The sequence below is a fragment of the Ruoffia sp. FAM 26255 genome (assembly GCF_045528525.1).
Lineage (GTDB): Bacteria > Bacillota > Bacilli > Lactobacillales > Aerococcaceae > Ruoffia > Ruoffia tabacinasalis.
On the sequence record NZ_JBGQQX010000003.1, the window covers coordinates 54,218 to 80,800 of the forward strand.

At 36.2% G+C, this 26,583-nt stretch carries 25 protein-coding genes and 1 riboswitch; of the genes, 20 read left to right on the top strand and 5 right to left on the bottom strand.

Translation table 11 applies throughout. The features are described from left to right. Positions 1-38: 38 nt before the first annotated feature. The 7 genes from rpsF (at position 39) to ACEN31_RS01175 (ending at position 7,046) form a co-directional block, all read left to right on the top strand. On the top strand, positions 39-338 hold the full coding sequence (rpsF, locus tag ACEN31_RS01145) for a 30S ribosomal protein S6 (RefSeq protein ID WP_138403758.1): 300 nt from the start codon (positions 39-41) through the stop codon (positions 336-338). 35 nt (positions 339-373) lie between these two features. Beyond that, the gene (gene ssb / locus ACEN31_RS01150; RefSeq protein WP_197104116.1) at positions 374-928 is read left to right on the top strand and encodes a single-stranded DNA-binding protein; all 555 of its coding nucleotides are present in this window, start codon (positions 374-376) and stop codon (positions 926-928) included. A gap of 41 nt (positions 929-969) precedes the next feature. Next, a complete protein-coding gene (gene rpsR, locus ACEN31_RS01155) occupies positions 970-1,203 on the top strand; it encodes a 30S ribosomal protein S18 (protein WP_407108345.1) in 234 nt (77 codons plus the stop codon). Between the two features lie 181 nt (positions 1,204-1,384). Further along, entirely contained in the window at positions 1,385-3,388 is a 2,004-nt protein-coding gene (locus ACEN31_RS01160) for a DHH family phosphoesterase (RefSeq protein ID WP_407108346.1), read from the top strand. A gap of 12 nt (positions 3,389-3,400) precedes the next feature. Further along, positions 3,401-3,853 carry a 50S ribosomal protein L9 gene (gene rplI / locus ACEN31_RS01165; RefSeq protein WP_138403754.1) on the top strand — a complete coding sequence of 151 codons (453 nt, stop codon included), beginning with the start codon at positions 3,401-3,403 and terminating at the stop codon, positions 3,851-3,853. A gap of 215 nt (positions 3,854-4,068) precedes the next feature. Continuing rightward, positions 4,069-5,469 (top strand): replicative DNA helicase, encoded by a 1,401-nt coding sequence (dnaB, locus tag ACEN31_RS01170; RefSeq protein WP_171031250.1) that lies wholly within the window; start codon positions 4,069-4,071, stop codon positions 5,467-5,469. Positions 5,470-5,708: 239 nt separating this feature from the next. Continuing rightward, positions 5,709-7,046, top strand: coding sequence for a hypothetical protein (locus ACEN31_RS01175; RefSeq protein ID WP_407108348.1), 1,338 nt, complete (start codon positions 5,709-5,711; stop codon positions 7,044-7,046). A gap of 95 nt (positions 7,047-7,141) precedes the next feature. Here ACEN31_RS01175 and ACEN31_RS01180 read toward each other — a convergent pair whose 3' ends face one another. The 3 genes from ACEN31_RS01180 to ACEN31_RS01190 form a co-directional block, all read right to left on the bottom strand. Further along, the gene (locus ACEN31_RS01180; RefSeq protein ID WP_407108350.1) at positions 7,142-9,187 is read right to left on the bottom strand and encodes an LPXTG cell wall anchor domain-containing protein; all 2,046 of its coding nucleotides are present in this window, start codon (positions 9,185-9,187) and stop codon (positions 7,142-7,144) included. Positions 9,188-9,347: 160 nt separating this feature from the next. After that, positions 9,348-10,637 (bottom strand): adenylosuccinate synthase, encoded by a 1,290-nt coding sequence (locus ACEN31_RS01185; RefSeq protein ID WP_407108352.1) that lies wholly within the window; start codon positions 10,635-10,637, stop codon positions 9,348-9,350. A gap of 311 nt (positions 10,638-10,948) precedes the next feature. Continuing rightward, on the bottom strand, positions 10,949-11,896 hold the full coding sequence (locus tag ACEN31_RS01190; protein WP_407108353.1) for a C39 family peptidase: 948 nt from the start codon (positions 11,894-11,896) through the stop codon (positions 10,949-10,951). 263 nt (positions 11,897-12,159) lie between these two features. Between ACEN31_RS01190 and ACEN31_RS01195 the strand changes: the two genes are divergently transcribed. The 7 genes from ACEN31_RS01195 to ACEN31_RS01225 all read left to right on the top strand — a co-directional run bounded on the left by ACEN31_RS01195 (position 12,160) and on the right by ACEN31_RS01225 (position 17,489). After that, positions 12,160-12,495, top strand: coding sequence for a MerR family transcriptional regulator (locus tag ACEN31_RS01195; protein WP_138403749.1), 336 nt, complete (start codon positions 12,160-12,162; stop codon positions 12,493-12,495). Positions 12,496-12,522: 27 nt separating this feature from the next. After that, positions 12,523-13,866 (top strand): type I glutamate--ammonia ligase, encoded by a 1,344-nt coding sequence (gene glnA / locus ACEN31_RS01200; protein ID WP_407108354.1) that lies wholly within the window; start codon positions 12,523-12,525, stop codon positions 13,864-13,866. A 109-nt stretch (positions 13,867-13,975) separates the two neighbouring features. Then, positions 13,976-14,072: riboswitch (TPP riboswitch) on the top strand. A gap of 108 nt (positions 14,073-14,180) precedes the next feature. Beyond that, entirely contained in the window at positions 14,181-14,477 is a 297-nt protein-coding gene (locus ACEN31_RS01205) for a thiamine-binding protein (protein ID WP_218930351.1), read from the top strand. Further along, positions 14,446-15,234, top strand: a complete 789-nt coding sequence (locus ACEN31_RS01210; protein ID WP_218930350.1) for an ABC transporter permease — start codon at positions 14,446-14,448, stop codon at positions 15,232-15,234. The genes ACEN31_RS01205 and ACEN31_RS01210 overlap by 32 nt, the downstream gene beginning before the upstream one ends. A 1-nt stretch (position 15,235) precedes the next feature. Beyond that, complete coding sequence (locus tag ACEN31_RS01215) at positions 15,236-16,222, top strand: ABC transporter substrate-binding protein (protein WP_407108355.1); 987 nt, start codon at positions 15,236-15,238, stop codon at positions 16,220-16,222. Between the two features lies 1 nt (position 16,223). Beyond that, a complete protein-coding gene (locus ACEN31_RS01220) occupies positions 16,224-16,955 on the top strand; it encodes an ABC transporter ATP-binding protein (RefSeq protein ID WP_407108357.1) in 732 nt (243 codons plus the stop codon). Positions 16,956-17,288: 333 nt separating this feature from the next. Next, the gene (locus ACEN31_RS01225) at positions 17,289-17,489 is read left to right on the top strand and encodes a helix-turn-helix domain-containing protein (RefSeq protein WP_407108359.1); all 201 of its coding nucleotides are present in this window, start codon (positions 17,289-17,291) and stop codon (positions 17,487-17,489) included. An 84-nt stretch (positions 17,490-17,573) separates the two neighbouring features. On the opposite strand, the gene ACEN31_RS01230 is transcribed toward ACEN31_RS01225, so the two are convergent. Both ACEN31_RS01230 and ACEN31_RS01235 read right to left on the bottom strand, forming a co-directional pair. Beyond that, positions 17,574-18,458: a LysR substrate-binding domain-containing protein gene (locus tag ACEN31_RS01230; RefSeq protein ID WP_407108360.1), complete on the bottom strand. Its 885-nt coding sequence runs from the start codon at positions 18,456-18,458 to the stop codon at positions 17,574-17,576. Between the two features lie 244 nt (positions 18,459-18,702). Continuing rightward, on the bottom strand, positions 18,703-19,632 hold the full coding sequence (locus ACEN31_RS01235) for an NAD(P)H-dependent flavin oxidoreductase (RefSeq protein ID WP_407108361.1): 930 nt from the start codon (positions 19,630-19,632) through the stop codon (positions 18,703-18,705). A gap of 685 nt (positions 19,633-20,317) precedes the next feature. Here ACEN31_RS01235 and ACEN31_RS01240 point away from each other — a divergent pair. The 6 genes from ACEN31_RS01240 to ACEN31_RS01265 all read left to right on the top strand — a co-directional run. Continuing rightward, on the top strand, positions 20,318-21,166 hold the full coding sequence (locus ACEN31_RS01240; protein WP_407108362.1) for a 3-hydroxybutyryl-CoA dehydrogenase: 849 nt from the start codon (positions 20,318-20,320) through the stop codon (positions 21,164-21,166). A 27-nt stretch (positions 21,167-21,193) separates the two neighbouring features. Further along, complete coding sequence (locus tag ACEN31_RS01245; RefSeq protein WP_407108363.1) at positions 21,194-21,979, top strand: enoyl-CoA hydratase-related protein; 786 nt, start codon at positions 21,194-21,196, stop codon at positions 21,977-21,979. Positions 21,980-22,018: 39 nt separating this feature from the next. Next, entirely contained in the window at positions 22,019-22,747 is a 729-nt protein-coding gene (locus tag ACEN31_RS01250) for a CoA transferase subunit A (protein ID WP_407108364.1), read from the top strand. Between the two features lie 2 nt (positions 22,748-22,749). Continuing rightward, complete coding sequence (locus ACEN31_RS01255) at positions 22,750-23,409, top strand: 3-oxoacid CoA-transferase subunit B (protein WP_407108367.1); 660 nt, start codon at positions 22,750-22,752, stop codon at positions 23,407-23,409. 76 nt (positions 23,410-23,485) lie between these two features. After that, positions 23,486-24,820, top strand: a complete 1,335-nt coding sequence (locus ACEN31_RS01260) for a GntP family permease (RefSeq protein ID WP_407108365.1) — start codon at positions 23,486-23,488, stop codon at positions 24,818-24,820. Positions 24,821-26,144: 1,324 nt separating this feature from the next. Next, a partial coding sequence (locus ACEN31_RS01265; RefSeq protein WP_407093891.1) for a transposase occupies positions 26,145-26,583 on the top strand: 439 nt, incomplete at its 3' end.

Here is a 26,583-nt window from a genome sequence, read left to right on the forward strand (position 1 = left end):
TTTTTAGGGCCATCAGACCAAAAGGAGGTGCAAGCCAAATGAGCCAAACAACAAAATACGAAATTTTATATATTATCCGACCTGACTTAAACGAAGACGAGAAAAATGAATTAGTAGAACGTTTCGATGGTATCTTAACAGCAAATGGAACTACAATTGTTGAGTCGAAAGACTGGGCAAAACGTCGCTTAGCATATGAGATTAATGATTATAAAGAAGGAATTTATCATTTAATCACAGCTGAAGCTTCAGATGCTACAGGAATCAACGAATTCGACCGTTTAGCTGCGATCAATCGCGGAATCTTACGTTTTATGATTACTAAAGTAGAAGCTTAATTTGTTTCACGTGAAACACTTTGAAGGAGGATGTAATTGTGAACACAGTTCAATTAGTGGGACGTTTGACACGAGAAGTTGATTTGAAGTTTACTTCGTCAGGTATTGCAGTAGGTACTTTTACCATAGCCGTTAATCGCAATTTTACTAATCAACAAGGTGAGCGTGAAGCCGATTTTATTAGTTGCGTAATCTGGCGTAAATCAGCAGAAAACTTTGCTAACTTTACCCGTAAAGGATCTCAAGTTGGAGTCGAAGGACGTATTCAAACACGTAATTACGAAAACCAACAAGGTCAACGTGTCTATGTTACTGAAGTAGTTGTAGAACAGTTCCATTTATTGGAGCCACGTTCAGTTACAGAACAAAGACCTGCGGATACTAGCAACAATAATAGCAGTAGTAGTTATGGTGGCGGACAAAGTTATAACAATAACAACTCTCAAAACCAACAAAACAACTACAACAATAACCAATCATCATATCAAAACAATAATTCAAATAACAATAGTGGAGGATTCGGTAACTCACCATTTAACATGGAAGATGGCACGCCAGTTGACATCTCTGAAGATGACTTACCATTCTAATCTTTCAACATTCGTTTAAAATATAAAGGAGGATAACACTTATGGGACAACGTCGTGGTGGAAGACGCAGAAAAAAAATATGTTTTTTCTGTGCAAATCATATTGATCACCCTGATTATAAAGACGTGGATTTAGTTAGCCGTTTCGTATCTGAAAAAGGTAAAATTTTACCTCGTCGAGTTACAGGTACTTGTGCTAAACATCAACGTACTTTAACTTCAACAGTTAAACGTACTCGTATTATGGCACTAATTCCATTTACAATTAAAGACTAATTTAATTAGCTGAGAGTAGGACCTTGTGTTCTACTCTCTTTTTTTATTGACGCATAACATAAATGTTTCACATGAAACTTTTAACTTATTTTCTAGCAAGTTAGTAAACTTCGGAACAATAGCATTAGAACATTGATTATGTTAAAATACTTAGTATATTATTAATTAGATGAGGTGAAATATGTTTAACAAAGAAAGACTTAAAGCATTCTTTGAACAATTTCATTCATTAGATATTAGTTGGCAAATTTATAGTTTAGTCATTTTATATACAATCATTATGCTTGCTGCATTAATGTTACGCTGGGAAATCGGTGTAATGCTTTTTATACTATTAATTGCAGTTGTCGTATTTTTTGTGTTTAATTATGAAAACTTTATTCGTAACTTAAGTACAATGGCGAGTCGCCTCTCTCAATCAGTACGAGGTGCACAGGAAGATGCAATGTACCGCTCTCCTATTGGAATCCTATTATATGGTCAAGATTCCAATCATCGCATTAAGTGGGTCAATCCAGCGATGCAACATTTGTTTGGATCACAAGAGTTACTTGGAGAACCACTAGTATCTATAAATAAAGAGTTTGACAAAATGGTAGCAATTGAATCTGATAAACATTGGCATACCGTTCCTTTTATGGACCGATATTACCGAGTATTACACCAAACAGATGTGAAAGCATTATATATGATTGATGTAACAGATGAAGTGTTGATTCGAGAACAAAAGAAATTCGATCAAGTTGTATTCGGTTATCTTTTCTTGGATGACTATAACGAGATTGTAGAAACACTCGATGATCAACAGGCAACCAATTTTGACTCTATTATATTGAATGATATCAATGAATGGGCTGAATCCTATGGCGTTTTTACTAAACGAATCAATGAGGAAAAATTTATTCTACTTCTAAACCAATATGTGCTTGATAAACTTGAAAAAGATAAATTTAAGTTTTTCGATGAGATGCGTGAACGCAATTCCTTAAGAAATATGCCATTATCAACTAGTATTGGCATATCTTATCCAGATTCACCAAGTTATCGTATCGATGACTTATCAGACCAAGCGCAACTTAACTTAGATTTAGCACTAGGACGCGGTGGCGATCAAATTGTCGTAAGATCGAAATCTGGTAAAGCGAGATTCTATGGTGGTAAAACAAATCCTACAGAGAAACGTACAAATATAAAGTCACGTTTAGTTTTTCAGGCCTTACGCACGTCAATTCAACAAGCAGAGCAAATACTCATATCTGGTCATAAAACCCCTGATATGGACTCTATGGGCTCTGCAATAGGTATTTATAAGATTGTCAGATCTTTCGGTGTTCCGGCTCGTATTCTTATTAATGAAGATGAGTTTAACCAAGACATTCGACAGTTATTGGCTTTAGATCAAGCACGATACTTATGGGATGAAGATATCTTCGTGAATAAAGAAGATGCTGAGAAATTTACAACAGACGAAACATTAATAATCTTAGTTGATCATCATCGTCCGTCATTAAGTGAAGCTGAAGAATTGATAAATGGACATGATGTGGTTATTATTGACCATCACCGTCGTGGTGAGGAGTTCCCAGAGCAAACGGTCCTGACATATATCGAACCTTATGCGTCGTCAACATCAGAGTTGATTACTGAATTCTTCATTAATATGCGTAATACGAATGAAGCATTAAATAAGTTTGAGGCAACAGCATTACTTGCTGGGGTGATTGTAGATACGAATAATTTCTCATCAAGAACAGGTTCAAGAACTTTTGATGTAGCAAGTTATTTAAAATCTCGTGGAGCAGACCGTGTTCAAATCCAACGCTTACTTAAAGAAGATTTATCAAACTTAATTGAGCGTAACAAACTATTAGAGCATACAAAATTTGTCAAAGATGGCTATGCAGTTATTATTGGACCTAATGAAGAAGTTTTTGATAATATAACAGCGTCACAAACTGCTGATGTTTTACTAGACGTTAAAGGTGTTGAAGCTTCCTTTGTTATCTACCGTAGAAGTGATTCTGTTGTAGGGATTAGCGCACGAAGTTTAGGAAGTATTAACGTCCAAACGATTATGGAAAGATTAGGTGGCGGAGGTCATTTATCGAATGCGGCGACGCAAATTGAAGATAAATCGACTGAAGAGGTCTATATTCAATTATCAGAAGAAATAAATAAAGAATAAGGAGGACTTTGAATGAAAGTAATTCTATTGAAAGATGTCAAGAAACAAGGTAAAAAAGGTGATGTGATTGAAGTATCAGATGGTTACGGACGTAATTATCTAATCAAGAACAACCTTGCTAAAGTAGCGGATGGTGCAGCTTTAAATCAGCTGAAATCTAAAAAAGAAGCTGAAGCTAGACTGGCTAAAGAAGAATTAGCTGAATCTAAAGAAATTAAAGAAGCCATTGAAAAAGAAGAGACAGTTGTTACGATTGCAGCTAAAACAGGTGAAGATGGTCGATTATTCGGTACTATCCCTTCTAAACAAATTGCAGAAGAGCTTGAAAAGCAATATAACATCGAGGTTGATCGCCGTAAGATCCAATTAGGTGAAAATTTAAACTCTTTAGGACGTTACAACGTTCCAGTGAAACTTCATAGTGAAGTCTCAGCAGATATTAAAGTACATATCGTTGAACAATAGTTTCATATGAAACATTTTAAGCATTTTAATAGTGTATTCATTTGGTATTCAAACCAATGAATACACTATTTTTATTGGTTTGAATTATTAAAATGTGAATATTACTAAAAGGCTTTAAATAAAAGTTATTAACATGTTGATAACTATGAAAAAGGCTGAGAATTTGGTATGATTTATATACTTGTATTTAAGAGTGAATCGAGTAGAATATAGAAATGAAGAAAGAAGGTGAACCGTTGGAAAATAAACCAATGGATAGACAACTACCATATAATATAGAAGCTGAACAATCAGTGCTCGGCGCATTACTTATCAATCCTATTAAAGTAGGAACGGTTCAATCAATTATTGAGGAAGATGACTTTTATTTACGTAAACACCGCATTATCTTTAATGCGATGGCGAATATCTTCGATTCACCTGATTATGAACTTGATGCCATCACCTTAATTGATCGACTTACGAGTTATGGAGAAATTGAAAATGTAGGTGGCCATGATTATATAATTGAGTTAACACAAACAGCACCAACAGCTGTAAACGTTGACCATTATGCAAAGATAGTAAAAGATAAATCAATATTACGTAGTTTAATCTCAGCTAGTACACAAATAAGCCAGACGGCTTATGAAGAAGGTGATGAGATTTCTAATATCATCGAAAAAAGTGAGAAACTTATCTTATCAATTGGTGAAGGGAAGAATAATGACGGACCTGTCTCTATACGCTCGTTAATTTCAGATGCATTTGAGAACATTGTTCGATTATCGGAAGAGAAAAGAGACGTTGTTGGTTTACCAACAGGTTATATCGACTTAGATAAATTAACGAGTGGTTTCCAACCAGACCAATTGATTATTCTAGCTGCGAGACCATCCGTAGGTAAAACAGCCTTTGCTTTAAACATTGCCCAAAACGTTGCCACGAAATCTAAAATACCTGTTGTAATATTCTCACTAGAGATGGGTGCATTAGATTTAGTAAACCGTATTATTTGTGCGGAAGGTAATATACATGCATCTAATTTACGTACAGGACAACTTACCGATGATGAATGGAATAGTTTCACGGTGGCTACAAACACACTTAAAGATGCACCGATCTTTATTGATGATACAGCAGGGATTAAAGTATCTGAAATTCGTGCGAAAAGTAGACGATTAAAACAAGAAAATCCAGATTTAGGTCTGATTGTGATTGACTATCTTCAATTAATTGAAGGATCCGGTGGCGAAAGTCGTCAGCAAGAAGTATCTGAAATTTCTCGTCAATTGAAGAAATTAGCCAAAGAATTAGGCGTACCTGTCATTGCACTGTCTCAATTATCTCGTGGTGTGGAACACCGTCAGAATAAACGACCTATCTTAAGTGATATTCGTGAGTCTGGATCGATTGAGCAAGATGCGGATATCGTTGCCTTCTTATACCGTGAGGATTATCACCAACAAGAAGGTGATGAAGAACCAGTTCAAGATGATGATCTGCCTGATAATACTGTTGAGGTTATCTTAGCTAAGAACCGTGCAGGAGCTAGAGATACAGTTCGCTTATTATTTAAAAAGGAATATAATAAATTCTCAAGTCTTTCATTTGTACCCGAACCACCCATGATGTAACTTACAATGAACTCTTTCTAATTAAATTTAGAAAGAGTTTTTTGTGTTTAACTCGATTAAAGTGGCGATTAATCAGTTTAATCACTATTTAAATAGGTGAATAAAGTAGTAAAAACCCGAATGAATGTTCCACGTGAAACACTTCTGTTGGGAACGTATGTTCTTTATGTTATTTCTTTCTCTTTAACTTAGTTTGTATTAAACTTATAATATATTACATTGAAAGCGGTGGTAACAATATGGAGACGGTCGGAAAGAAACATCAAGAAGTTGCAAGTAAGTTAAAATTGAACACTTTAACTCTCCTATCTTTTTTTATTGTGTTATTTGCTTTACCTGTTAGTACGAATGCTACTACAATTGAGTCGCTTGATAGCATAGACTATACTCAAGCTGATCACACACAAGTAGTTGAAGCTGAACCTGTTGATGAAGCCATATACGAAAATATAGATACTGATACAACGATTTATCCTCAAAGTGACTATACGTTGATTGAAGCTGAATTGCCAAGTGATCAAGTATCAATTAATGAAGACAATTTATTTACTGATGAAGCTCTACTGCCATTTGCTCAGACGGATGAAGTTTATAATTTCGTTCACTTTAATGCGTATAAAGATACATATAGAGATATAGCCACTTATATTTCATATTACATCTATTATTCGGCTGATCCAGAAGATCATTACTTAGTCGCACCGATGAATTTAACTGCTGACGTCGTCGATTTATACAATTATAGTGATTTAATCGCAATGCAACGCTTAGATATTAATCATAAGCTTAGACAAATTTATTATAATGAATATTCCGAGGATTTAGTTGAACGTTACGAATTAAAACAAATGATTCCGACTTCAGTTTATGCCGATGCTAAAGCTTCAATGTTACGTGCCGAGGAATTATATAGCCAAGTTGATCCGGAAAGTGCCGATTATGATTTAGCTACCGAAGTGATTGAGATTGCTAGAGAAGAATTTAGTATCTTTACCAACAAATATAATAATGGGCATTTAGAAGAGCCAGTTTTACATTATTTTATCTCTGATCAAATTGAAGATGAGGCTGTTTTAGAAGAAAATATCGCTTCGATTGAAGAGATAGTTGAAACATTGCCAAGTGAAATTAAACGTCGACTTTCGAATATTTATGTCTTAGCGGAATATGAAATGCCACCTTCAGAAACACCAGGCTTTACTTTACATGGTTTAGCTAAGGATGATGGGACAGTATATTTTGTAGGGGATAAACCAATCTATAAAAATCTGATTTATCATGAGTTTGGTCATACATTAGATTTTGCTAGTTATGCATTAATCGATTGGGATGAAGAGTCTGAAGATTCTTGGTCAACGCAAGATGATTGGCAGGCCATTTATGAAAGTGAATGGGCAGATGAGGAGTCTTATTACAATTCAACCATTGAATCATTTGCAGAAGGCTTTGGTGTGTATTCACTGAAGTATTTCTTAGATGAAGAACCCGATTTATCGGCTTATCCAGATAGTTCGCTTGAAGATAGACCTGAGACAGTTGCATACTTTGACCAGTTATTCGAAACATTAGACTACTAAACAAATGAGTAAACAAAAATACCCTAAGCACTCTTTAGTCTCTCAACTATAGAGTGCTTAGGGTTTATTTAATTCTATTTATCTATCGATTTGTCTTAGTTATTATGACGACGTCCAGAGATGAATAAGTAAATACCTCCACCGATTAAAGCTAATGCAGCTACAATAATAAGCCAAATTGAACTATTTTCACCAGTGTTTGGTAAGTTTTCTTCATTCTCTTCTACGGATGAACTGATAGATACATCAACACTTGATGATTCTTCATTGTCATCACTTGAAGGTGTTTGAGAACCACCACCGTTGACTACATCTGGATATCTTTCAGTTAAGTAATTAGTTACATCTACATAATTCACTTCACCAGATTCATTCGGTTGAACAGCCCATAGAATATCTTCAAATTGCATTTGATCAACTTGATCTTGAGTGATAGTTGTATTTTGAATGATGTTGTTTTTAGCTTCAACAACTAAATCATTAAACATGTCTGGATACATTGTTACTAACTGTTGGAAAATGTAGCTAGGTACTTTTGCATCAGCATTCTTAGCTTCATTGTACCATTCAGCGAATGTACGATCACTAAATTCATTCAAGATAGCATCTGTTGTTGGTGTTTGATTAACGACAGCTTCACGAACAGGAGTAATTGCACTTGCTAATTGATCATCACTGAAATTCACGTAACCAGCAATTACAATTTCATCGCGTAAAGCAGTTAATTCTTCTGAAGAAGTACTTTCAGTTGAAAGTCCCAGTCTATCCATCAAACTAGTAATATGTTCATCACTAAATTGATTTAATTGTTTCATCGTTAAATCAGTTTGACCGACTAATTCTTCACGGTAAATATCTAAATCACTTGCTGGTTCGGATTCACTTGAGTCAGATGATTCTTCTTCATCAGAGAATTCCTCATCAGAAGACTCTTCATCGGATGATTCTTCGCTTGAAGAACTTTCATCTGAAGATGTTTCTGCATCATCAACAGTAATACCGTAATTTTCTTGCATTGCTAAAGCTAAGGCTTCCATGTCTTCTGCGTTATTTTCTTGGAAGACTGAAAATTCTTGCCATAGTAATTCAGCATCAGGTACTTCTAATAACTCTTCTTCATTTAAGTTATAATCCGAAACTAAAGCGTCTCTAAAACGACTGGCTTCAGGACCGAAGACTTCTGGGTTATCGTATACAGCTGTGTTATAAGCTCCACCAATATCAGTACCTGCTTGATTTCCTTCACCTACCATACTTACTAAGTAAATGTCATCAAGTTGGTCTAATTGTTCTTGAGTTGCAGGTGTTGATTCAATGAATGCTTCACGAATCTTAGTAGCAACTGAACCGACCTGTTCATCGGTAAAGATTTCAGGATTTAATTCGATGATTTGGTCGCGGACAATGTCCATCGTTTCTTGAGCGTAATCTCCATTTTCAGCAGTTGTTTTAATCGGTGCTAATTCTTCCTCAGTGAATTGACTGAATTGCTCTTCTGTAATATCAGTATATTCCAAAATCGCTGCTTCAAATTCATCTTCAGGTGCTGGAGTTTCACCATTCCCATTGTCTTCGCCATTTTCTCTTTCAGTACGACGTTCGATGTAAGCATCACGTGCTTGGGTAATTTGTGGCACGATTGATTCAACAGCAGCTTGCTCGTCATCGTTATTTTCTAAAAATGCGTTCGTATACCATCCTAAGATGTCACTAGGTAAAGCCGTGTTTAAATCTGAATAGCTATATTCTGAATAAGTAGAAATAGCCTCTGCTGCTTCATTATAAGCTTGTAAGTCCTCACCTGTTAAAAGGTTTAATTGAGGGTAATCGATTGCTAACTGGTTATACATTTCTAACCATACATCCAGTTCAGGATTCGATTCTGCTTCAGTATTTTTTGTAGTATATAAATCAACTAAATATTGATCCTCTACTTCTAATAATTGTTCTAAGTTAACAGGTTGAACGCCCGCTAAGTTATTTTTTATTTGAACGAGTAATTCTTGGTCCACCTCTGTTGTTGTTTCTTCTTGGGCATGAACGGTTTGACTCGTTGGTAGTAAAGCATTATTTCCAAGAGTAGTTCCTGCTCCGATTGCTAAAGCACATGTAGATACTAATAATAATTTTTTTAATCTCATTTTGCGCCCTCCTCTATCTGTTAATTCCATCATACGCTGTAAATGTGAATTTTTATCGAAGGAAAAATGTGGAATTCGCCATTTATTTTGTGAATATTGTATTAAATTTAAAACAAAAAAGAGCCAGAGGTTATATAACCACGGGCTCTTAAAAGGGAGTTTATCCCCAAACGCTATCTAAAATCATTGTTTGTTCACGGTCAGGACCAACAGATAAAGTTGCAATCTTAACTCCAACTAATTCACTGATGCGACGAACGTAGTTACGTGCATTTTGTGGTAAGTCTTCAAGTGATTTCGCCCCTGTGATATCTTCTGACCAACCAGGTAATTCTTCATAAACTGGCGTACAGTCAGCAAGAACTTTTAAACTTGCTGGGTAATATTCAATACGCTCACCCGTAGATGTTTCATAAGCAGTACAAATCTTAATTGTATCTAAACCAGTCAATACGTCGATTGAGTTTAATGATAGATTTGTAATACCTGATACTCGGCGTGAGTGACGCATAACAACAGAATCAAACCAACCCACACGACGTGGACGACCTGTCGTTGTTCCGTATTCTCTACCTACTTCACGAATTTGTTGTCCAACTTCATCAAATAATTCAGTTGGGAATGGTCCATCTCCGACACGTGATGTATAAGCTTTACATACACCAACAACTGTATCAATCTTAGAAGGACCAACTCCACTACCAATCGTTACCCCACCAGCAACAGGGTTAGATGAAGTAACAAATGGATACGTACCTTGATCGATATCTAACATGACACCTTGAGCACCTTCGAATAATACGCGTTTACCTTCATCAAGTGCATCGTTTAAAATCACTGACGTATCAGTAACATACTTAGCGATTTCTTGACCATATGCATAATATTCTTCGAAAATATCCTCAAAAGATAAAGGCGAATTGTCATAAACGCGCTCGAATAATTTATTCTTTTCAGCTAAGTTTACTTCTAAGCGCTCTTTAAAAATTTCTTTATCTAATAAATCAGCAACGCGGATTCCAACACGGGCAGCTTTATCCATGTAAGCTGGACCAATTCCTTTAATGGTTGTTCCAATTTTGTTATCCCCTTTTGAATCTTCTTGAAGTTGATCCATTAAGATATGGTAAGGTAAGATAACATGAGCTCGCGAAGAAATACGTAAATTACTAGTATCAACACCTTCAGCTTTTAAATAGTTCAATTCTTTAACAATTGACTTTGGATTCACGACAACACCGTTTCCGATAACACTGATTTTACTATTATCAAAAATACCTGAAGGGATTAAATGTAATTTAAATGTTTTACCATCAAATTGAATCGTATGCCCTGCATTGTCTCCACCTTGATAACGTGCAATTACTTCAGCGTTATTACTTAGAAAGTCAGTAATTTTACCTTTACCTTCGTCTCCCCATTGTGTTCCTACAACTACTACTGATGTCATTGTTAGATCTCCTTTTTATATAATAATATTTCAATCTTGAGCACAATATGTCTCCGCGCGATACATAACATCCCGACTTCTATATTATACCTCATTATCTTTGCAACGTCTTTTATTAATTCAGTTGGTAAGATGAGATTGAATAATATTTCGCCTTCAATCATGACATTGATGGCGTATTTATCTCAAAGTCTAATAATATCATAATGCCTATAACAATAAAACAAGCAAATGTTGTCACTCATAAAATCACTTGTAACTAAAGAAACATCCACCCCAAAAATTTTGGAATGGATGTTAGATTGCTTAAATTATTTTGAGAAAGACCAGTAATTGATACCCTCTGTGAGTAATACTTCTTCGTCAATACCTTGAATACTATACATTTTTTGAGCATCATCGTTTGGATCATTAACGTAGACTTGACCATTTTCATAGCCACGAATGACGATAATGTGGCCAATCTCTGTAAAGAAACCTGGTAAGACAGACGCAACGATTAATTCACCGTTATTTACAGCTTCCATTGCGCTATAGAAATCATTTCCATAGTTATAAAAATTGTAATCATATTCAACCGCAAAGTCATGGAAGATTTGCCAAGATGTCCCGGCATTATCTACCCAATACTTTTCCTCGCTCCATTCAAGGATTTCTATTGGATTCACTTCTCGATTCTCAAAAGCAGCATGAACCATGGCTAGAGAAAGGATTGCACAGCCGTTTTCACCCAGTTGTTGGGTTGTATTACTTCCGTATTTCTCAGTTCGCCAGTTCGCATCTTTTTGCAGATACAATGGAACGTCAATTTGGGTTCCAGTTGCAGCCGCAGTTTTTTCTGCCGGATAATCTGGTAAGAAAAGATAACCAAGTTCTTCCACATCAAGATCATTTGCATGGATAGCTGCAAGAATTTCATCTTGGGCTTGAATTAAGTTTCCATCAAACTCCGTTTGGGTTAATTCAGCAATCGTTTCTTCCACTGCTTTATCTTTAGGTGAGTAGGTACTCAGTGTTTCTGCCAAAGTAGCTGGTGTTTCGATGCTTTCATCGGTTACACTTTCAGTCTGTTGAGAAACAACGGGCTCAGTTTGTAAAGAAATTAACTCTTCTTGAGTAGATTGTTGTTGGTGCTCTGCAATAATTAAATTATTGTTCGCAGTTAATTTATTTAAAAGTATAATTAAACTTAAACAAATGGCAATGAATATAAGAGAGCCAATTGTTGCTATTGGCGTATAGTTACGCGTTTTTGGCATTTCAAAAACTCCTTTTAAAAAAACATTTCTAAATAAAAGAATACGCTAACTGACTCGAGAATACCATAGGAAATGTTGAATATTTGAATAAAGTAATGAAAGTTTAATATTCTGTTCATAATTTCAAAAGCTAAATGACTGTATAATAATTATTATTAGTTTGGGATTCATTCATGTGATATTTCTTTACAAATGGTGTTATAATATGTTTGCGAGAGCTTTTTAATCGTCGTATAATAATTTTCTAAGAGAGGAGAATGGTGATGGCAAGAAAGGAATTTCGTAAGTCACTAGCAGTTTTTCCAATAGGTACGGTTATGGAGTTGACGGAGTTAACCGCTCGTCAAATTCGTTATTACGAAGAACAGGGATTAATCGAGCCTCAACGTAGCGAAACCAACCGTAGGCTATACTCTTTAAATGATGTCGATCGATTACTGGACATCATTGACCTAATGGATGAAGGCATGACAATTAAAGGTATTAAAAATAGATATCGCTTTAGTGACAGAGTATCTAAAAACTCAGTACCTCTAACTGACCAAGATGTGCGACGTATCTTAAGGGATGAACTAGATTTTCAATCTAGATTCGAATAACCTATTAAAAGAGAGGATTTTGAAGCAATGACAAAATGGACGAAAGATCGTATTATTGCTGATGCGCATGAGAATAACGTACACTTTATACGATTAATGTTTACGGATATTAGAGGAACAATTAAGAATGTTGAAATTCCTTTAACACAGTTAGAAAAGGCATTAGAAAATAATATGACATTTGATGGTTCATCAATTGAAGGATTTGTACGTATTGAAGAAAGTGATATGTATTTAATTCCTGATTACGACTCTTGGATGATTTTTAACTGGGATGTTCCCTCAGATGGTGGACGCATTGCTTGTTTAATCTGTGATGTAGATACAACAAAACGAGAGCCTTTCTTAGGTGACCCTCGTGGGAATTTAAGACGAGTGTTAGATAAGATGGAAGATTTAGGTTTTTCTTCGTTCAACTTAGGCCCAGAACCTGAATTTTTCTTATTAAAACTGGATGAAGATGGTCGACCAACGATGGACTTAAATGATGATGGTGGCTACTTTGACTTTGCGCCAACGGATTTAGGAGAAAACTGTCGACGTGATATTGTGCTTGAATTAGAGCGTTTAGATTTTGAAATCGAAGCGAGTCATCACGAAGTTGCACCAGGGCAACATGAGATTGATTGGAAATATAATGATGCGATTCGCGCATGTGATAAAATTCAATTGTTTAAATTGATTGTTAAAACAGTGGCTCGTCGTCATAATTTATATGCGACGTTCATGCCTAAGCCTATTTATGGTGAGAGTGGTTCTGGAATGCACTTTAATGTATCTTTATTCGATAAAGATGGGAAGAATGCTTTCTATGATGAATCAACTCCAGATCAATTATCTAAGAATGCTCATTACTTTATCGGTGGTTTAATTAAGCATGCGAGTGCTTATACAGCTATTTGTAATCCATTAGTAAATTCTTACAAACGATTAGTTGAAGGATACGAAGCACCAGTATATATTGCTTGGAGTGAGAGAAATCGTTCTCCGCTTATTCGTATTCCATCATCTCGTGGTAATTCAACTCGTGTTGAGTTAAGAAGTGTGGATCCTTCTGCCAACCCATACTTAGCCTTAGCAGTTATCTTGCAAGCTGGTTTAGATGGAATTGAGAACAAGATTGAACCACCTATGCCAATTGACCGTAATATTTATACGATGACTCCAGAAGAGCGTATGGCTGAAGGTGTCTTTGACCTGCCATCATCACTTAGCGAAGCCATTGCTGAATTTGAAGCCAGCCCAATCATGAGAGATGCTCTAGGTCCACATATTTCAGGTAACTTTATTGTTGAGAAAACAATGGAATTTGAGTCATATAAAAAACAAGTGACACAATGGGAATTAGATAAATATTTAATGATGTATTAAGTTGTTACAACCAGCTCGAAGATTGCCATTTTATTGGGTTCTTCGAGCTTTTTTGATACAAAAATTTGAATCCTATTGCACATTGCTTATGAATATGCTAAGCTTTCTACTATAACACAAGGGGTGCTTCGGCTGAGATGGGATTACCTGAACTCTATGAACCTGAATGAATTAAGACTCGCGTAGGGATGTGAATAAGTAAAGTTTATGTATATTGGTGCAGTATGCTTTTTGTACGAATATACCTTTATCAGTATCACTCAACCTACCTTGACTCAGACACTTTGTGTTGTGAATATGAGGGAGGTTTTTTTTTGGTTAATTGTAGTATTGCTTTACAAATTTTACCGCTAGGTGCAACACAAGAAGCGACACTTGAAGTGGTTGATTCTGTCATTGCTTTTATAGCATCAAAGACGGATAACTATGAAGTGGCGGCGTTTGAGACAACGATTCAAGGTGATTATGATACTTTGATGCCTATCTTAAAAGAGGCGATCGAAATCGCTTCTCAAACACACCACAAAATTTTTACTAATGTCAAAATTAGTTATGATGCGAAAGGGTCAGTGTTAACGATTGAAGATAAAACTACAAAACATCGCCACTAAATATGCTTCATGGATCCTAGGTCTGGGACTATTACTGCTTTGGGAAGTGGCTGCTAGAGTTGGTTGGTTACCTGAGTTTATTATTCCCGCACCAAGTGATGTCCTAATCGCTTTGTGGCAAGACCGAGAGAATTTATGGATGAACAGCCGAGTGACGCTGATTCAAGCGTTTATTGGTCTCGCTATAGGAATTTTTCTCGCTTTCTTTCTAGCGATTATTATGGATGTGATTCCTTGGTTGAACCGAGCCTTATATCCAATGTTGGTGGTTACACAAACCATTCCAACTGTAGCTATTGCACCGATATTAGTGCTTTGGCTAGGTTATGACATGACACCAAAGATTGTTTTAGTCATTTTAACGACATTATTTCCCATTATTATTAGTATACTGAACGGCTTTGCTAACGCGGATAAGGATGCGATTCAATTACTCCAATTAATGGGAGCAAATCGTTGGCAGATATTACGTCATGTGAAGTTACCGTCGAGTATGTCATTTTTCTTAAGTGGATTGAAGGTCAGTGTGTCTTACGCTTTTGTGAGTTCGGTTGTCGCTGAGTGGCTTGGTGGCTTTGAAGGTTTAGGGGTTTATATGATTCAAACCAAACGTGCCTTTAGCTATGACAAGATGTTTGCGGTCATTGTTTTAATTTCGTTATTAAGTCTGTTCTTTATGGGTGTTGTATCTTATATTGAAAAATATTTAACACCTTGGCGTTTTAATCAAAAAAAGAAAATCAGAGGAGAAGAATAATATGATGAATTATTTCAAGAAAATGCTTGTTGCTTTAATCGTCAGTATGTCAGTATTAATTCCTATGAGTGCATCGGCTCAAGCCAGTCAGATTGAGTTTATTTTAGATTGGGTACCGAATACAAATCATACTGGATTATATGTTGCTTTAGAAAAAGGGTATTTTGAAGAAGCGGGCGTGGAAGTAACGATTCGCCGTCCACCAGAAGGTAGTACGACTGAATTAGTAGGTTTGGGTCAAGCTCAATTTGGCATTAGTTTCCAAGATTCTTTAGCTACACGTCTAGCAGGAGGTTTACCTGTAACAGCTGTCGCAACAGTTATCGAACATAATACAAGTGGTATTATTGCTAGAGAAGACAGCCAAATTACAAAACCGGTGGAGATGGAAGCTCATACTTATGGAACATGGAATGATCCTATTGAACTGGGAATGTTAGAGCATATTATTAATAACGAAGGCGGCGATTATTCACAAATCGAATTAGTCCCTAATCAGGCAGATAATTCCATTGTTGGTTTAGCTAATTCGATGTTTGAATCAGCCTGGGTTTATTACGCTTGGGACGGTATAATGGCTGAGAGCCAGGGCGTTCCAACGAACTTCTTTTACTTCAGAGATTACGCAGAAGAATTAGATTTCTACTCACCAATAATTATTGCAAATAACGATTATTTAGCGAATAGTCCTGAAGAAGCGACGCAAGTGGTTCAAGCCATCAAACGCGGTTATCAATATGCAATCGAGAATCCAGAAGAAGCAACCGATATTCTCCTGAAACATGCACCGGAATTAGAAGGGCAACGTGATTTTGTTCTTGCTTCCCAAGAATGGATTAACGAAGCCTATACAAGTAAACCAGAACAATGGGGTTATATCGATGAAGAGCGCTGGAATGCTTTCTACACATGGTTATACGAAAGTAACTTAACGGAAGTTGACTTGACTGAAGGGACATACTTTACGAACGAATTTTTAGGAGAATAACATGTTATCAATTCAAGATGTTGGTTTTCGATACGGGAATCGTCAAGTACTAAAAAATATTAACATTCAACTTCAAAAAGGGGAGACCGTTGCCATTATTGGCCCGAGTGGGGTTGGAAAAACAACCCTTTTTAACCTCATTGCAGGAATTATCGATGCCCAACAAGGTCAGATTGAGTTGGATGGATCCAAAGAAATTAAAGGTAAGATAAGTTACATGCTTCAAAAAGATATGTTGTATCCGCATTATACTGTCATTGAAAATATTATGTTGCCACGGATTATACAGGGTGAAAGCAAGAAACACGCACGTGAGCATGCGTTAGAATTACTCGATATCTTTCAATTTAAAGAATGGGCGAATTATTATCCCCACGCCCTAAGTGGTGGGATGAGACAACGCGTGGCTTTTATGCGAACAGCTGCATTTGACAGACCATGGCTATTGTTAGATGAAGCTTTTAGTGCTCTTGACGCCATTACAAGACGTCAACTTCATCAATGGTTTATGAATTACCGCGAGAAGATGGGCTGGTCTTCATTAATCATTACCCATGATGTAGATGAAGCTTTAATCTTATCGGATAGGGTTTATATTATTAAAGGGCAACCCGGTGAAATTACATTTGAGTTGCCCGTCGACTTTAAAAGCTTTGATGTTGAGAAAATAATTTTTGAACCTGAGTTTATCGAAGCCAAACGTCAGTTACTTAATGAATTAAAAGAAGTATAAAAATAGCAAGGCGCTGAGGTGACCCCCGAAAGTTAGAGTTAAAAATCTAACTTTACGGGGGTCGTTTTTGTGTCACAAAAGTATTCATATGAATTCAAATTATAGGTTGTCGAAGAGTATCTAAATGGGACATTAGGTTACACCTTACTCGCTAAGAAACACCATATTTCAACGACAAGTTTGATTGAAAAATGGGTTAACCAATTCAAAACCAATGGGAAAGAAGGCCGACGAATTTACAATTTAAGTGCAACAACAATAATAAAATAAAAAAAGATCCATAGTTTTCCTATAAAATAGATGTACCAACCAACTATTTTATAGGAGAAAGCTATGAATCCATACACACATCTTACCATGAATGAGCGAGAAACAATATTCCTAATGTATGAACAAGGCGGAACTATCGGGCATATATCCGAGACCCTGGACCGTTCTAAATCGACTATCTCAAGAGAATTACATCGTAATTCAAACAAGGATGGCAGTTATTCACCGTCAACTGCTCATGAAAAGTTTTTGCGTGTTTATTAATGCACCCAATATACTAATTATCAAGTGTAGACTGCTATCGTGCCCACTAAAGCAGGGGGTTAAAAACTAAAGTTATTACGTTCACTAAAATATAGTTAGAATATCATCGTAAATGTTATGTTTGTTTTGCTCATCTCGATTTTTTGCCATGCAAGCATATATGTTGAAAGCAAGAGGCGCTACTGTTTTTTTATACATGATTGATTGATGAGGAATAAACTGATAAATTAACTCGGGTAAAAAAGTAATGATGTTTGTTCCTCTTGTTAAATTAATCAAATAATCCCATGCATTAGCGGTATAAGTAATCTGTTTAGTCTCTTTTAGTGTCTTGATTTTTTTATTTAATAGATTATAAATGCTGTGATCACTATTAAATGTAGCGATATCATAATTAAGGATGCTATTCCATTCAATCTTATTTTCTGTAGCTAAGGGGTGTTCTTGGTCTATAAAAGCCACGACATCTGAAGAATGTACCAATACTTGATGAAAGATATCGTTTTTTAATTCTGTAGGACCCAAGATAATCCCAATATCTATTTCTCCTTTAATCAAGAGTTGCCGAATTTGATATGAACCTGCTTCCACTACTTTGAACTCTATTGTCGGATATTTCTCTTTGAATTTTGGCAGCATTGAAGAAAAGTAAACCATCAAAATTAAAGAAGGAACGCCAATTTTAATCACTTGTTTCGAAATGGAAGCGGCTTCGATTGCTTTAATAGTCATTTCTTCATAGTTCTTTACTATGTCTAAGGCATATTTGTAAATAATTTCTCCGCTTTTAGTTAGTCCCACTAAACGATTACTTTTTCTTAAGAAAAGAGTAACGTTTTCACGTTTTTCATAATTAGAAATAAACTGACTTAGAGCAGATTGGGTCAGATGAATTTTATTTGAAGCTTCAGATAAGTTGAAATCGCAATTTACAACAGTAATAAAGTATGATAATTGAACTATATCCATAATCTACCTCCCACATTAAATTGGCTATAATCCTTCTTGATTAAATTATACCAATTAGACTTTAAAATAAATACTATGAATACGAAAGCATTCTATTAGTTCATCTTATAGGTTTGATTATTCGATTATGATTCCTCATCCAAGCAATACTAAAAAAAAAAACGCTACTACGCTGTATTGAGAAACACGAAGTAGTAGCGACTATCTATTTTTAATAATTACCTTAGCGATGAGAGTGTTTGAGTTATCTGTTAATAACTAAACTTTGTGCAATTTTATCAGCTTCTTCGAACAGCGATACGATGATTTCACGAGAAGTTTTTACTTCTTTGATTAATCCCGCTATTTCACCACACATCGGCGTACCATTTTCAAGATCACCGTCTACTGCCCGCTTCAAAGAACCGACTGTAAGGTGTTCTAAGTCAGAAAAAGACGCATTATTGTGTTCCATATCTAAGAACTTTTCCAACATAGGAGTTTTAAGAGCGCGAACGGGATCTTTAGCCTTACGCCCCGTAACGATTGTATCAGTGTCACTAGCTTTAATGATAGCGTCCTTATAATTTTGTGAAATCTGACATTCTTCACTAGCTAAGAAGATGGTACCAGCTTGGATTCCTTGGGCACCTAAAGCGTACATAGCTGCTACTGTTCGTCCATCACCTGTCCCTCCTGCAGCAATGACTGGAATATTGACAGCATCCACGATTTGTGGAATTAACGACATTGTGGAAACTGACCCGATATGGCCACCAGCTTCTTGTCCTTCTGCAATGACGCCATCAGCACCAGCAGCTTCCATTTTTTTGGCATGTTTAACTGAAGCAATCACTGGGAAAATTTTAACTCCAGCTGCTTTAAGTTGGGGAATATAAGGTGCTGGATTTCCAGCGCCTGTTGTTACAACGGCTACTTTTTCTTCGCAGATTACTTCTACTAGTTCAGGTATATTATTCATTTGTAACATTAAGTTAACCCCAAAAGGTTTTACAGTCGTTTCACGTGTTTTGCGTATTTCATCACGAAGTTGTTCAGCTGTCATCCCACCTGAAGCAAGCACTCCTAGTCCTCCCGCTTCAGATACAGCTCCTACTAATTCGTGCCAAGTGATTCGTGCCATTGCCCCACAGAATATTGGGTATTCGATTCCTAGTTCTTTACAGATTGACATAAAAAAATCCCCTTTCTTGTTCATAGTTTCACATTATATTTATAGGATAACTCTTCAGATGAAAATGTGCAAGGTTCTGAAATGTTACAATGTTTTATAAGGATATAAGGGAGTCTAATAAGGTGAAACTATTGAAGAAAAGTTAGTTTGACATCCTCATCGAATACTAAACAATCTATTGGTTAGTAAACCAACTGGAGATAAAAAGTTGAATGATAATTATTTCATCAAAAGATAAAATTAATTTTCTTTATAGAAGACGATTAGATTAAATAGGCATTAAGAGTATGGCTGTTTAAAAGAACTAATTTCTCTCGCAATACAATTAATTAGAATAACAGTGGCGTTTTTGTTCAGATAGACCTCCATAAGACTTTAGGATCTTAGTGTAATGGGATGGTTAGTAATTTAATGAAAGAGAGCTACTGTTCGTTAATCTACACCATTTAGGTAAGATAATTGATCAAGTTCATTTAACAGAAGCTAAGTTTCTATAAATCTTGTAAATAAAAGTTATTAGTTTAGGTAATAGTTATATCAGTAAGACTAATTTGTAAACGCTTCCTTCAGAGGTTATATTTTAACTGTAACAAAAAGTCAAGCGTGAGCTATTAATCAAAAGTTTAAAGATGACATTTCTTATTAAAAGGAGTGGAGTCTGAGGATTTGGAAAGAAGGGGTATTGATGACTATAAATAAAGTAATGGTTATTGGCGCAGGCCAAATGGGTGGAGGTATTGCCCAATCATTTGCTGAGAGTGGTTACGAGGTTTTTTTAAATGATATCAACCAAGAATTTGTCGAAAAAGGTTTATCAGTGATTGAGAAACGTTTAAATCGCTTAGTAGACAAAGGAAAGAAAACTGAAGCGAAAGTGAAAGAAATTATGCAGCGTATCACCTTGTCGACTACTTATGAGCAAGCTAAAGAAGTTGACTTAGTTGTGGAAGCTGCGACAGAAAATCCAACAATTAAATTAGATATTTTTCGACAATTGGATGAATTGTGTGGACCAGAAGCTATTCTAGCTTCAAACACATCATCTTTATCTATTACGATGATTGCTGCCGCAACGAATAGATCAGATAAAGTGATCGGCTTGCATTTCTTTAACCCAGTTCATGCGATGCAATTAATTGAAGTGAACGTCGGTTTAACAACTTCACCTGAAACAACAGCAGTAATGACTGAAGTTGGAGAATCTTTAGGAAAAACAGTCGTAAAAGTGAAAGATAGCGCGGGTTTTATTGTCAACCGTATTCTAATTCCAATGATTAATGAAGGAATTATCGTGTTAAGTGAAGGGATTGCCACAGCGGAAGCGATTGATACAGCGATGAAATTAGGAGCTAACCATCCTATGGGACCGTTAGCCTTAGCAGATTTAATCGGTTTAGATATTGTCTTAGCCATTATGGAAGTACTTTATACACAACTAGGTGATCCGAAATATAGACCAGCACCGTTATTAAAAAAAATGGTAGAAGCTAGACACTTAGGCCGCAAAACTGGTAGCGGTTTTTATCAATATTAGTCTAAAAAATAATTAAGGGGGAGAAAAATGTCAGCATTTAATACAATCAGTTTGACTTTTGAAGAAAGCATAGCCTTACTTACCATCAACCAACCTAAGTCTATGAATGCATTAACCACAGAAGTACTGTCAGAAATCGGTGAAGCACTTTCTCAAGTAGAGAAGAATTTAGAGTGTCGTGTTCTAATTATTACAGGTGCAGGTGAAAAATCTTTTGTCGCTGGAGCTAATATTGCAGAAATGAAAGAAAAAGATGCGCTAGAAGGTGAAATGTTTGGACGTTTAGGCAATGAAGTATTTCTTAAATTGTCTACTTTACGTCAACCTACGATTGCTGCTGTAAATGGATTTGCTTTGGGCGGTGGCTGTGAGTTAGCGATGGCATGTGACATTCGTTACGCTTCTGAAAACGCACTCTTCGGTCAACCAGAGGTTGGTTTGGGTATCACACCAGGATTTGGAGGCACTCAACGGTTAGCACGTTTAGTTGGAGCCGGCGTCGCTAGTGAATTAATATTCTCAGCACGTATGGTCAAAGCAGATGAAGCTAAGCAAATTGGTTTAGTGAATCATGTTGTACCTTTGGAAGATTTAATGTCTACTGTCAGGGATCTAGCAATTAAAATCTCTAAACAAGCGCCTTTAGCTGTTGAAAAGTCTAAAGAATTAATTCATAAGGGATTAGATGTTTCATTAGCTAGAGGGATTGATTTAGAATGCCAAGCATTTGGATTACTATTCTCTACACAAGATCAAAAGAATGGAATGACCGCCTTTCTTAATAAAGAAAAGACAACATTTGAACGCAAGTAAATATAAAAAAACTTATAAAATTAGAAAGAAGGTTTAAATATGGTTGAAATCGTTTCAATAGAAAAAGCAGTATCATTAGTAAAACCAGGTAGCAGTTTAATGGGAGATGGGTTTTTAGGAGTTTCTGCACCGATTAAGTTATTCGAAGGCTTGAGAGATGCAGGTACAAAGGATTTGACTTTAATTCAAGCGGTTATGTCTTTTCCTATGGAAGAACATGATGTAGATATATTAGCCGTCAATAAGCAATTAAAGAAATTAATTTGTGCTCATGCTGGTACATCACGTGAAATTACGAAACAATATTTTGCAAATGAAATCGAAATTGAATTTATACCGATGGGAACCTTATCTGAATGCATTCGTGCTGCAGGAGCAGGGTTAGGTGGTGTGTTAACACCAGTCGGCGTAGGGACTATGCAAGAAGAAAGCCATGACAAAGTTACTCGTAATGGTAAAGAGTATTTATTGTATGACCCTATTGAAGCAGACGTTGCTTTTATTAAAGCCAATAAAGCGGATAAAGCAGGAAATCTCTACTGTCATGGGACTTCTAAAACATTGACTTTAGAAATGGCTTTAGCGGCTAAAATTGTAATTGCGGAAGTTGAAGAAATCGTTGAAATTGGGGACATTGAGCCTTCTGATGTCTACGTACCAGGTATATTAGTTGATTTTATTGTTCAAGGTTTAACACCTGCAGAGAACGTTACCTATTACAAAGAATTATGGAGTCGTCACAATTTATTAACTGAAGGAGATAATTAATGATGAATGCAAAGGAAATTATTGCTAGACGAATTGCTAAAGAATTTGCTGATGGAGATGTAGTGAACTTAGGTTTCGGTATTCCGAATTTATCTGCTCGTTACTTACCAGAAGGTGTTAATGTGACACTTCAAGCTGAGAATGGTGCTTTAAGATTTGGTGCGCCACCGACAGCTGAAACACTAAACCCAGACTACTCTAACTCTGGCGGAATGCCTTTAACATTACAAAAGGGTGCTTCAACTTTTTCAATGCCAACCTCATTTGCGATTATCCGTGGTGGACACGTTGATATGACGGTTCTAGGTGCATTGGAAGTTGACCAATCAGGCAATATTGCGAACTGGATGGTACCAGGTGTGCTTGCCCCAGGAATGGGTGGAGCAATGGATTTACTCGTTGGGGCTAAAAAAGTAATTGCTTCATTACAACATGTTGATAAAAAAGGTGAATCTAAAGTGCTTAAGCAATGTACATTACCTTTATCCGCTCCAAATTGTTTGGATAAAATCATTACAGATTTAGCTGTATTTGAATTCCAAGAAGGTAAATTATTATTGATGGAAACAGCACCTGGTGTGACTGTTGAAGATGTTATTGCAGCAACTGACGGTGAAATTATTGTTAGCCCAGAAGTTAAAACAATGGACTTATCAGTCTAAAAATTACAAATGACGAGAGACAGAAGGGTTTACTTTCTGTCTCTAATTAAAAATTTAAATAATTAGGAGATATATTATGAGTTTATTAGGTACTATAGGAGTTTTGGTTGGGATTGTTCTCATTATTCTTCTTTCTGCTAAAGGCATTCATATTACGATTGCTGCTCCGATTGCAACTATTGTCATTCTACTTATGAACCAAATGGATATTATGGAGGGGATGTTGGGCACGGGAGCGACCAACTTTATGGGATCTCTAGGAAACTATGTCATGAACTATTTTGCCATTTTCTTACTAGGATCGATACTTGCAAAGTTGATGGAAAAAAGTGGGGCAACGGTTGCGATTGCAGATACCATTCTAAGCAAAATAGGATCCGACAATCCTTATTTAGTGATGGTTGCAATTTTCGTGATTAGTGTCATTCTTACCTACGGTGGGATTAGTTTGTTTGTTTGTATGTTCGCTGTTATACCATTAGCACGACCGCTATTCAAAAAACTAAATGTTTCATGGCACTTAATTCAATTGCCTGTTTGGTTAGGTATTGCTACAATAACTATGACAATGTTACCAGGGACACCTGCCATTCAAAATGTTATCCCTATGAAATATTTAGGCACGACTTTAACCGCCGCGTCAGTACCAAGTATATTGGCATCTTTAGGGGCAGTTGCTTTTGGCTTGGCCTACATGAAAATTACCTTAAACCGTTCGATTGCTAAAGGGGACCAATACGATACTTATATCGAAGAAAAAGGAGCAGATATTATCGACCGAGAGCTGCCACCTTTTATTTCAAGTATTATTCCACTCTTAGTTGTTGTGATTTTAGCTATCGGTGGCTCAACCTTTGGTAATGATTATATTCAATCAAATATCATTTACTTTGCTTTGTTAATTGGAATCATCTTATCCATTATATTATTTAGAAACTTTATTCCTAATATGGGAGCTACTTTATCTGAAGGAGGCTTAGGCTCCATTGGTCCGATTTTTGCCACTTCTTTAGCAGTTGCTTTTGGTGCGGTAGTTATGGGAGCACCTGGCTTCCAAGCAATTTCGGATATGATTTTAAAAATGCCTGGTGGACCATTAATCAGCTTAACTGTATTAACTGCTTTAATGTCAGGAATCACCGGATCTTCATCAGGAGCTTTAGGTATCGTTATGCCTACTTATGCTGAACATTATCTCGCAGCAGGCTTAGCACCACAATTAATTCACCGTGTTGCAGCGATTGGTTCGAATATTCTGACTGTGCCACCTCATGGAGGTGCTATGATTACGTTCCTAGCTATTTCTGGTTTAAACCATAAAAATGGGTTTAAAGAAGGCTTTATTATTGTTACAGGAGCTGCGATTGTGGCACAAATTATAATGATAATAGTTGGTGGTATTATGTTCTAAGCTTAAATATTAGATTAAAATAACTGAATAAGCCCTATGTTCCGCTAATAACTACGTCCAAACGTAGAAGTAAGAGACGAACCTATGAAGGCGAAATAGAAGGAAGTAAAATTAACTCGCTGATGAGTTATCTTGCTTCCTTCTTCATTTTCCGAACTACAATTCGTCATTGGTTATAGAGAATAAGGTGCGTTAATAAGAACTCTCTCAACGTAGCGGGCTTCTGAAAGATAGCTTCACAGCTCTAAATAAGCATTAAATATTTCTAGAAAAGACGCACGGACGCCAAGATGGCATACCTTTAACCTCACTAACTTTCCCCTTTCTGATTACAATCCACGGTGGATTCTGTAATTCTAATAATTGTATCAAAGTTTGTTTTTATTTGCCTGGAAAAGCAAAGTCTTGATGAGGCGGATACTAAAATTTATTGTGTAATACAGACAATAATCACGATGGATGATTAGTAACAATAACAAGTACAGGTACTGACTGTTTAACCAGCAGATGGTAATACAGCTGTTTTACCTAAAGAAAGAAAATAGAAGTTTACTTTATATGTTTTGAAGCCAATGAGCGATAAACGTTATGAGTGGTGAGCAGCAAGTAGCGGCTACCATTACATTCGATGCAACTTTAAATGCGATAATCATTCAACCAAATGCAATCAGTATCCTTTAGACAGTAACGATTGATTTATCAGCAAGAATACAAGCAAATTATGTCGCGACAAAACATCAAAAGGCCTTGGAACAATTGAATGACGCGCACATCGACGACTTACTAAAAGATCATTTATTGAATATAGTCAATACCCAGACTAGCATGATCCGCGTTCAAATTGCATTCGATACTGAATGTTGAAGCAGTTATTTTACAACTATTGAAGGCGCTGCTGTTGACAGTATATGCCATTCAATAAATGTCATATTTGGACGAATTAACAACTAAAAACACCAATATTCAATGTCATTTCAATGAGTGCTGGTGCTTGTTCGTATTGTATAAGATAATGAGTGAATATTTGTATGGGATACAGTGTCATCTCGAGAGAAACTTACCTGACCAACGGTTCCCTGGGTTGTATCAACACACCGCCTGACATTATGGCGCAAGTCTACGAATACGCCTATAACGGCATGCCGGTACTGGTTTTCCAATAAGCCAAAATATAACTTTATATCACATAGTGAAGAAGGGGAGAAATCCTCTTTTTTTTGTGACGAATTTACAATTTAAGTGCAACAACAATAATAAAATAAAAAAAGATCCATAGTTTTCCTATAAAATAGATGTACCAACCAACTATTAGAAGGAGAAAGCTATGAATCCATACACACATCTTACCATGAATGAGCGAGAAACAATATTCCTAATGTATGAACAAGGCGAAACTATCGGGCATATATCCGAGACCCTGGACCGTTCTAAATCGACTATCTCAAGAGAATTACATCGTAATTCAAACAAGGATGGCAGTTATTCACCGTCAACTGCTCATGGAGAGTATAAACGTAGAAAACAACTATGTGGCAGACATCGCACGCTAGATAAAGACTCTATTTTCCAGTTGGTCAAACGACTATTTCTCAACGAACAATGGTCTCCAGAACAAATTTCTGGTCGTTTGAACTTTGAAAATTCCAAAAATAAAATCAGTTATAATACTATCTATCGTGCAATTTATCGTGGCGACTTCGATGAGCCTGGTTTATCAACCGGTAATCGAGGCGCTATCCGTAAATTAAGACACAGAGGTAAAA